Genomic DNA, 9,239 nt, shown 5'->3' with positions numbered 1-9,239 from the left:
GAGCTACTAGCGCACAATAATTCTTTTTTATTCTTGCTGACCATAAAGATCAACAGGAATCAATAATGGTGGTGAAGGAGGGATTCGAACCCTCGATGCGGCTATAAACCACATACTCCCTTAGCAGGGGAGCGCCTTCAGCCTCTCGGCCACCTCACCGTCTTGAGGAGGCACATATTACGGTTTACCAAAAATATGTCAATGACTTTTTAAGTAAAAAATAACGCTTTTTGTTCAACAGCCTACGAAACAACCAAAATGAGCAAAAATAGAACGTTATACGTAGCTTATGCCTATATTTACTGTTTATTTTATCTAATCTAAATAGGTAAAATAAAACAAGGCTGACAATGTCAGCCTAATTCATACGAATTAAAAGTCACCTTGTGAAGCTACAGGTGTTCCTTTTTCCGCTTGAATGCGCATGTAAATCTCTTCACGGTGTACAGATACTTCTTTCGGTGCATTAACACCAATACGTACTTGGTTGCCTTTAACGCCTAGTACAGTAACTGTTACTTCGTCACCAATCATTAAAGTTTCACCTACACGGCGAGTCAAAATTAGCATTCGAATGCTCCTTGAGTTATCTCAGTATTATAATAAATGTATGTATTGTCGGTTATCGCTTATTTTCATAAACGTCTCTGCTCAAGAAACAGCGATCATAAGGTTATTATCTTGTGATTGCTCTGTAATAACAAACGTTTTATGTAAAATTTCTGCCGCTCGTTGTAAATCAGCTTGATTCACGATAACTGACACACTTTTAGGCTCTATATCATATTGATAAATATCAACACTATTAGCCACTAGTTGATTGCAAGCAGATTCTGCCATCCCTTCAACATTATCTCCGACTAACGTCAGAATTGATAAGCTACTAATATTGCGTATTTTTGTATTAAATGCCAGTTTCAATTGTAAAATATTTGCTTTTGGCACAACAATTTGAAAACAATCGCCCCTTTCAGCTAACACTTTATATTGTTTATAAAGCTCTTTCTGTTCTTTAATCGAAATGCCTTCGCATTCAACAAGAGAAAGGTCCTGCTCTAAAGCTAAACCAGTAACACCTAAAACGTCTTTCGGACTCTCACAAATAAGCGTCCCTTCACCATCTTCAAAAGAAGATAATACTCTTAGTGTTACCGATGAATTCCAAGCATGAATGACAGAATGCTCTTGAAGAACCTTTGCTCCAGATTTTGCTAATATATGCATATCCGAAAAAGACACTTCTTTTAAACGGCGCGTATTCGATACAAAACGAGGATCTGAAGAATAAACACCATCTACATCCGTAAAAATTTGGCATTCATCTGCATTTAATGCAGCAGCTAAAGCTACTGCAGTAGTATCAGACCCACCTCGACCTAATGTAGTAATATTACCAACCGCATCACGCCCTTGGAATCCTGCAACTATCACCACATACCCTTTACTTAACCACTGCGTGATTAAATCAGTTTGAATATGCTCAATCGTTGCGTCATTAAATACGCTATTTGTTTGGATTCCAGCCTGATCAGCCGTTAATGAAATTGCCTTGATGCCCTTTTGGATTAGAGACATAGCTAATAAAGCAATAGAAACTTGTTCACCGGCAGAAAGTAGCATATCCAATTCTCGAGGTTCTGGAACCTCACTCATTTGAGTAGCCAAATTCATTAAACGATTAGTTTCACCTGCCATAGCAGAAACAGCAACAACGACATCATGCCCTTGTTGCTGCGTTGAGATGATACGCTCAGAAACAGATTGGATCCGTTCAACGGATCCAACTGATGTACCACCGTATTTTTGTACGATTAATGCCACTGATACGACCTATTACAGACGCTCAGTTAGCCAAGCTTCAACAGAAGCAAGCGCTGCAGGTAATGCATTCGCATCAGTACCGCCAGCTTGAGCCATATCAGGACGACCGCCACCTTTACCACCAACTTGTTGTGCAACCATATTCACCAATTCACCAGCCTTAACTTGACCAATAAGATCTTTAGTTACACCAGCAATCAAGCTTACTTTACCATCGGAAACATTAGCTAATAGAACAACACCGCTGCCAATTTGGTTTTTAGCATTATCAACCATTGTGCGTAAATTTTTGCTATCTGCATCATTTAGAGCAGCAATTAACACTTTAGTACCTGCAATTTCTTGCAATTTACCCATGATATTTGCACTTTCTGCAGTCGCTATTTTTTCTTGAAGTAATTGAATCTCTTTTTCAAGTTGCTTAGCCTTTGATGCCGCTTCACTCAGCTTTTTATCTGCCGCTTTCTGTTGAGCTTCAATTGCATCTAATGCTGCTTCACCGGTAACCGCTTCAATACGACGAATACCCGCTGCAATACCACCTTCTGAAGTGATTTTAAATAAACCAATATCACCGGTGCTTGATGCGTGAATACCACCACATAGTTCAGTAGAGAATCCACCCATAGAAAGAACACGAACTTCATCGTCGTATTTTTCACCAAATAGAGCCATTGCGCCTTTTTCTTTCGCGGCATCAATGTCCATCAAGTTTGTTTCAATCTCATGGTTTAAACGAATTTGTTGGTTAACAATACGTTCAACTTTACGTAGCTCTTCAGCTTTAACACCTTCAAGGTTAGAGAAATCAAAACGTAAGCTTTCCGCTTTAACTAATGACCCTTTTTGCGTTACGTGTTCACCTAACACTTCACGAAGTGCTGCGTGCAATAAATGCGTCGCTGAGTGATTTAGAGTAATCGCAGTACGACGCTCTTGATCAACTTGAGCCATTGCACTATCGGCAGTTGATAACACACCTTCAACTAACTTACCGTGGTGACCAATTGCATTGCCTACTTTTTGAGTATCAGTGACAACAAATTTACCCGCTTCTACCGTGATAATACCAGCATCGCCAGATTGGCCACCTGATTCAGCATAGAATGGAGTCACATCTAAAATTAGAATCGCGTCATCGCCTGCAGAAAGAGCTTCAACAGCTTCGCCTTCACGGAAAATCTCTAAGACTGTTGCTTTTGCTTCAGTTGAGTTATAACCATGAAACTCTGTTTCTGATTCAACTTTGATCACTGCATTATAATCAGTACCAAATTGACCCGCTTCACGAGCTCGTTGACGTTGCTCTTCCATCGCTTTTTCAAAACCATCTTCATCGATAGTTAATTCACGCTCACGAGCAACATCGTTAGTTAAATCTGCTGGGAAACCGTAAGTATCATAAAGCTTAAATACGGTTTCACCGTCAAGAACTGTGCCTTCTAGGTTATCTAACGCTTCGTTCAGAATTACCATGCCGCGCTCAAGCGTACGAACAAAGTTTTCTTCTTCAATCTTAAGTACTTTTTCCACTAGTGCTTGTTGCTTTTTAAGCTCTTCGCCAGCGGTACCCATGATTTCAGCTAATGGACCAACTAATTTATAGAAGTAAGATCCTTTAGCGCCTAATTTATTCCCGTGACGTACTGCACGACGAATAATACGACGTAATACATAACCACGGCCTTCGTTTGACGGCATAACACCATCAACGATTAAGTAAGAACAAGAACGGATATGGTCAGCAACTACACGTAAAGATTGGTTTGAAAGATCATCATAACCAACCACTTTTGCTGTTTCTTTAATTAGTGTTTGGAAGATATCAATTTCATAGTTTGAGTGCACGCCTTGCATGATAGCTGCAATACGCTCAATGCCCATACCTGTATCTACTGATGGCTTAGGAAGTGGTTCCATTGTGCCATCTGCTTGACGGTTGAATTGCATGAAAACGTTGTTCCAAATTTCAATAAAACGGTCGCCATCTTCTTCTGGTGTACCTGGACGGCCGCCCCAAATGTGCTCACCGTGATCATAGAAAATCTCAGTACATGGACCACAAGGACCGGTATCACCCATTTGCCAGAAGTTATCTGATGCATAAGGTGCGCCTTTGTTATCACCGATGCGAACGATGCGATCTGCTGGAATACCCATTTCTTTATTCCAGATTTCAAACGCTTCATCATCAGTTTCATAAATAGTCACTAATAGACGATCAGCAGGAAGCTCTAGACGCTCAGTCAGGAATTCCCATGCGTATTTGATTGCATCTTGCTTAAAGTAGTCGCCAAAGCTGAAGTTACCAAGCATTTCAAAGAAAGTATGATGGCGAGCAGTAAAGCCTACATTTTCTAAATCATTATGCTTACCACCAGCACGAACACAACGTTGAGAAGTCGTCGCACGAGTGTAGCTACGCTTTTCTGAACCAAGGAAGCAATCCTTAAATTGGTTCATACCGGCATTCGTGAATAGAAGAGTTGGATCATTTGCTGGAACTAGAGAAGAACTCTCAACAATTTGGTGTCCTTTGCTTTCAAAAAAAGCAAGAAACGCACGGCGGATCTCGTCAGTGCTCATATACATGTGGATATTCCTGATTGAATCGTAGTTTAACTCACCCTTGTACTCAGTTAAGCCAAGCAGTGTTTTTAAGACAGAATTTCGGATATTGTATACGCAAATGAAAGTGAAATATAGATAGCGGCAACGATCAAAGGAGGAAACAGAAAGAATTCTATTTTTGGTAGGTAGCGTCTCTTTTTATAGACAAAAAAAAGCCAAACTCAACGGTTTGGCTTTCTGCTATTTTAATTAAAATCGAATGAATTAAAACTCTTCGTTTTCTTCTTCAATTTCATTCTCAACTTCAGGTTTATTTTCAGTTGGCGTTAATAACATTTCGCGTAGTTTCTTATCCAATTCAGCGCCGATTTCTGGATTTTCGCGCATAAATTTAGATGCGTTAGCTTTACCTTGGCCGATCTTATCGCCATTGTAGCTATACCAAGCGCCAGCTTTGTCTACGAGCTTATGTTTAACACCTAAGTCAATCAACTCACCTTCGCGGTTAAAACCTTTACCGTATAATATTTGAGTTTCAGCTTGCTTAAATGGTGCAGCAATTTTGTTTTTTACAACTTTAATACGGGTTTCGTTACCAACGACTTCATCGCCATCTTTTACTGCGCCAGTACGACGGATATCAAGACGAACTGAAGCGTAAAACTTAAGTGCATTACCACCCGTTGTTGTTTCTGGGTTACCAAACATCACACCAATCTTCATACGAATTTGGTTAATGAAGATACACATACAGTTCGATTGTTTTAGGTTACCCGTGAGCTTACGCATTGCTTGAGATAGCATACGAGCTTGAAGACCCATGTGGCTATCGCCCATTTCACCTTCAATCTCAGCTTTTGGCGTTAGTGCAGCAACTGAATCGACAACAATGACATCAACAGCACCAGAACGAGCTAATGCATCAACGATTTCTAATGCTTGCTCGCCAGTATCTGGTTGAGAACATAATAGTTGGTCAATATCGACACCCAGTTTTTGAGCGTAAATAGGATCTAGAGCATGCTCAGCATCGATAAATGCACAGGTTTTCCCTGCTTTTTGTGCTTGAGCAATCGCTTCCAAAGTTAGTGTCGTTTTACCTGATGATTCAGGACCGTAAATTTCAACGATACGTCCCATTGGTAAACCGCCAGCACCTAGAGCAATATCAAGAGATAAAGAACCAGTAGACACAGTTTCAACATCCATTGTGCGGTTATCGCCCAACTTCATGATTGAACCTTTACCAAATTGTTTTTCAATTTGACCTAATGCTGCGGCCAGTGCTTTTTTCTTGTTATCGTCCATTTGATTCTCCAGAACTCTAGATAGCTAATCAGTTAATAACCAGTAGTATACTGTCTATTCATACAGTGTCTATAGGGTAGTGATGTTTTTTCTTATTTTTTCGAATGTACGTCACTACAAAAAAACTAACCATTTGAATTAACTACACTCTCCAACCTATTCTTTATTGTGAGAAATGCATATTCAATCGCACTTTGTCTTATTTCACTACGCCCACCAGTAAAATACACAGTGGTTTCTTGGTGCCAATCACTCTTATCAGCAAAGCCAAAACATACTGTTCCTACCGGTTTATCTTCTGTTGCTCCACCGGGTCCTGCAATACCACTAATTGATACGCTAATATCGGCATTACTATTCGCAAGAGTGCCTACCGCCATCTCTTTTACTACTTCCTCACTTACCGCACCAAAACTCTGCAAGATATCAAAATCAACACCTAAAGAGTCTTGTTTGGCTTGGTTACTATAAGTAACAAAACCTCTTTCAAACCATGCTGAACTGCCTGCATTTTCTGTCGCACAAAAAGCGACACCACCACCAGTACAAGATTCTGAACAAGCCATCATTTTGCCCTGCTGCATTAATAACTCACCAACTTCTTGCGCGAGTTGAGCATTTTTTGTCATATCCATTAGATTCTTTCCATCTTGATTCGAATTTTATTCATTCTATCTTTGATTGCCGTCTTGATTCACGTATTCTTAACGGCAAATATTCTCTCCATCTATTAGGTCTCGTTGTGGCAATAAAATCAACTGAAAAACACACCCCAATGATGCAACAGTACTTGCGTTTAAAATCTGAAAACCCGGATATCTTACTGTTTTATCGTATGGGCGACTTTTATGAGCTTTTCTATGATGATGCCAAACGAGCGTCCCAACTGCTTGAGATATCCTTAACTAAACGAGGTTCTTCTGCCGGTGAACCAATCCCAATGGCCGGTCTCCCTTACCATGCCGTTGAGGGTTACTTAGCCAAATTAGTTCAACAAGGCGAATCAGTTGCTATCTGTGAGCAAATTGGCGATCCCGCAACAAGTAAAGGTCCTGTAGAGCGTAAAGTTGTTCGTATTGTCACTCCAGGAACAGTAACGGATGAAGCCCTTCTTCCTGAACGCTTTGATAACCTAATTGCGGCTATTTTTCATCATAAAGGTAAATTTGGTTACGCTACATTAGACATTACTTCTGGTCGATTCAAAGTCTCAGAACCAAGCACTGAAGAAGCAATGTTAGCTGAATTGCAACGCACCTCTCCTACAGAGCTTTTGTTTAGTGAAGATTTTGAACCCGTTCATCTATTAGAGAAACGCAGTGGCAATCGTCGTCGCCCTGTATGGGAATTTGAATTAGAAACCGCTAAACAACAATTGAACCAACAATTTGGTACACGTGACCTAATTGGTTTTGGCGTAGAAAAAGCAGAATTTGGTTTATGCGCGGCTGGTTGTCTTATTCAATATGTAAAAGACACACAACGTACAACCTTACCTCACATTCGCTCTATTGTGATGGATCATCAAGATGACTCGGTGATCTTAGATGCCGCAACGCGTCGAAATTTAGAGATCACACAAAACTTAGCGGGTGGCTTTAATCATACGTTATCAGAAGTACTCGATCACACATCAACCGCAATGGGTAGTCGTCTTTTAAAACGTTGGTTACATCAACCAATTCGAACTCATCAAGTTTTAAACCAGCGTCTTGATGCGATTGGAGAATTAAAAGAAAGTGGTCTATTCACAGAGCTTGACCCACAATTAAAACAGATTGGTGATGTAGAGCGGATCCTTGCTCGATTAGCATTACGCTCGGCTCGCCCAAGAGACTTAGCTCGCTTACGTAACGCATTACAGCAATTACCTGAATTAGCACAAAGCACAAAAGAATTTAAACAGGACCATCTATTAGAGCTTGCTTCACTTGCACAGCCTATTGACTCCATTTGTGAACTATTAGAACGTGCAGTGAAAGAAAACCCGCCTGTTGTTATTCGTGACGGTGGCGTCTTAGCTGATGGTTATAATGAAGAATTAGACCAATGGCGAGATCTCGCTAATGGAGCTGCGCAATTCTTAGACAAATTAGAAAAAGAAGAACGTGAACGCCATGATATTGATACCCTAAAAGTCGGCTATAACAACGTTCATGGTTTTTATATTCAGATCAGTAAAGGTCAAAGTCACAAAGCGCCAGCTCACTATGTTCGTCGTCAAACATTGAAAAATGCAGAGCGTTACATTATTCCTGAGCTTAAAGAGCATGAAGATAAAGTGCTAAGCTCAAAATCAAAAGCTCTAGCGATAGAAAAGAGACTGTGGGAAGAATTGTTTGATCAACTTCTCCCACATTTAGAGCAGCTTCAGTTAATGGCGAACGCTATTTCTGAACTCGATGTTCTAAGTAATCTTGCTGAGCGTGCTGATACCTTAAATTATTGCCGCCCTACTTTATCATCAGAGATAGGAATGAGCATTGAAGGTGGTCGCCATCCTGTTGTTGAACAAGTGATGAGTAACCCGTTTATTGCCAACCCAATCAATTTAAATGATAACCGAAAAATGTTGATCATTACCGGGCCAAACATGGGTGGTAAATCAACCTACATGCGCCAAACCGCATTGATCGCTTTAATGGCGCATGTTGGTTGTTATGTTCCCGCTGATTCAGCAAAAATTGGCCTATTAGATCGGATATTTACTCGTATTGGGGCATCTGACGATTTAGCATCAGGTCGTTCGACTTTCATGGTTGAAATGACTGAGACGGCAAATATCTTACACAATGCCACTAAATACAGCTTAGTCCTTATGGATGAAATTGGTCGTGGTACAAGTACTTATGATGGTCTATCCCTCGCTTGGGCTAGTGCTGAATGGCTAGCGACAAAAATTAACGCAATGACACTATTTGCTACCCACTACTTTGAATTAACTGAGTTACCAAACCTATTTAACGGTTTAGCCAATGTACATTTAGACGCGGTAGAACATGGTGATGAAATTGCCTTTATGCACGCAGTTCAAGATGGTGCAGCCAATAAATCTTACGGTCTTGCTGTCGCCTCCCTTGCGGGCGTTCCAAAAACGGTAATAAAAAAAGCAAAACAAAAACTTCAACAACTTGAAAGCAGTCAACCTAAAAATCAACCTCTGACGAATACTCAAGTGAAACAAGAACATCAATTATCTCTTATTCCTGAACCTAGTGAAGTAGAAGAAGCGTTAGCGAAAGTTAACCCTGATGATTTATCACCACGCCAAGCACTAGAAGAACTGTATCGCCTAAAGGCACTTTTATAGTTTATTAACTATTACTTTAATTAAGGCAATAACGTCATGTTATTGCCTTTTTTTACACTCATTCTTTTCTTTTCTTTATTCTTTCCTATCTTATTTATAGAACAATCTAAGTATTCATAAATTAGTTCTATCACAATAAATCACCTCTCATTATTTTTAACTGAATTTGACTATTTACTCAAAAGGCTTTTTAATTAACATAATCTTAACAATAAATAAGAACAATAAA

At 39.9% G+C, this 9,239-nt stretch carries 6 protein-coding genes and 1 tRNA gene; 1 reads left to right on the top strand and 6 read right to left on the bottom strand.

Annotated features, from left to right (window positions below):
• Positions 1-66 precede the first annotated feature (66 nt).
• The 6 genes from A6E03_RS15320 to A6E03_RS15295 form a co-directional block, all read right to left on the bottom strand.
• Positions 67-159 (bottom strand) — tRNA-Ser (locus tag A6E03_RS15320).
• Positions 160-372: 213 nt separating this feature from the next.
• On the bottom strand, positions 373-570 hold the full coding sequence (gene csrA / locus A6E03_RS15315) for a carbon storage regulator CsrA (RefSeq protein ID WP_065594319.1): 198 nt from the start codon (positions 568-570) through the stop codon (positions 373-375).
• A gap of 81 nt (positions 571-651) precedes the next feature.
• Positions 652-1,821, bottom strand: a complete 1,170-nt coding sequence (locus tag A6E03_RS15310) for an aspartate kinase (RefSeq protein WP_065594318.1) — start codon at positions 1,819-1,821, stop codon at positions 652-654.
• 12 nt (positions 1,822-1,833) lie between these two features.
• Positions 1,834-4,413 carry an alanine--tRNA ligase gene (alaS, locus tag A6E03_RS15305; protein WP_065601204.1) on the bottom strand — a complete coding sequence of 860 codons (2,580 nt, stop codon included), beginning with the start codon at positions 4,411-4,413 and terminating at the stop codon, positions 1,834-1,836.
• Positions 4,414-4,656: 243 nt separating this feature from the next.
• Positions 4,657-5,700, bottom strand: coding sequence for a recombinase RecA (recA, locus tag A6E03_RS15300; protein ID WP_065594316.1), 1,044 nt, complete (start codon positions 5,698-5,700; stop codon positions 4,657-4,659).
• A gap of 125 nt (positions 5,701-5,825) precedes the next feature.
• Positions 5,826-6,335 (bottom strand): CinA family protein, encoded by a 510-nt coding sequence (locus A6E03_RS15295; protein WP_065594315.1) that lies wholly within the window; start codon positions 6,333-6,335, stop codon positions 5,826-5,828.
• Positions 6,336-6,448: 113 nt separating this feature from the next.
• On the opposite strand from A6E03_RS15295, the gene mutS reads away from it, so the two are divergent.
• Positions 6,449-9,010: a DNA mismatch repair protein MutS gene (gene mutS, locus A6E03_RS15290; protein ID WP_065601205.1), complete on the top strand. Its 2,562-nt coding sequence runs from the start codon at positions 6,449-6,451 to the stop codon at positions 9,008-9,010.
• Positions 9,011-9,239 lie beyond the last annotated feature (229 nt).

Origin of the sequence: Aliivibrio sp. 1S128 (genome assembly GCF_001691065.1) — a bacterium.
In the GTDB taxonomy this organism is placed as follows: Bacteria; Pseudomonadota; Gammaproteobacteria; order Enterobacterales; family Vibrionaceae; genus Aliivibrio.
This window is presented reverse-complemented; position numbering and strand designations above follow the sequence as displayed.